Source organism: Streptomyces corynorhini (genome assembly GCF_003346515.1).
In the GTDB taxonomy this organism is placed as follows: Bacteria; Actinomycetota; Actinomycetes; order Streptomycetales; family Streptomycetaceae; genus Streptomyces; species Streptomyces corynorhini.
In genome coordinates this window covers 28,968-29,476 of sequence record NZ_QQNA01000073.1, presented here as the reverse complement: position 1 = coordinate 29,476, position 509 = coordinate 28,968, and the positions used below count along the sequence as shown (strand labels likewise).

The window sequence follows — 509 nt, the reverse complement described above, 5'->3', positions numbered from 1 at the left end:
CGCCCTGCACCTGCGGATCGGCCCGGCGGACGGCGAAGGCAACCGGCCCCTCGGCGTGCACTCCCGCGCCGCCGACGCCCACCCCGACCGGCCCTGGACCCTGCACGCCGACGGCATCCTCGCCACCGGCACCCGCACCGCGCCCGCCGACCCCGCCCTGTTCACCGCCTGGCCCCCGCCCGGCGCCGACCCCCTGCCCGTCGAGGACACCTACGACCGCCTCGCGGCCGCCGGATTCGGCTACGGCCCCCTCTTCCAGGGCCTGCGCGCCGCCTGGAGCCTGGACGGCGACGTGTACGCCGAGACCGTCCTGCCCGAGCAGGCCCACGCCGACACACCCGGATACGGCCTGCACCCCGCGCTGCTCGACGCCGCCCTGCACGCCACCGCCTACCTGCTGGACGACTCCGTGTCCGGCCGCATGCCCTACTCCTGGCGGGACGTCTCCCTGCACGCCACGGGCGCCACCGCCCTGCGCGTCCGGCTCTCCGCCCGCGGCACCGACGCCG

At 78.2% G+C, this 509-nt stretch carries 1 protein-coding gene; it reads left to right on the top strand.

Annotated elements, in window-relative coordinates:
* On the top strand, window positions 1–509 hold a 509-nt coding region (locus DVH02_RS11045; RefSeq protein WP_158575860.1), incomplete at both ends, for a polyketide synthase dehydratase domain-containing protein.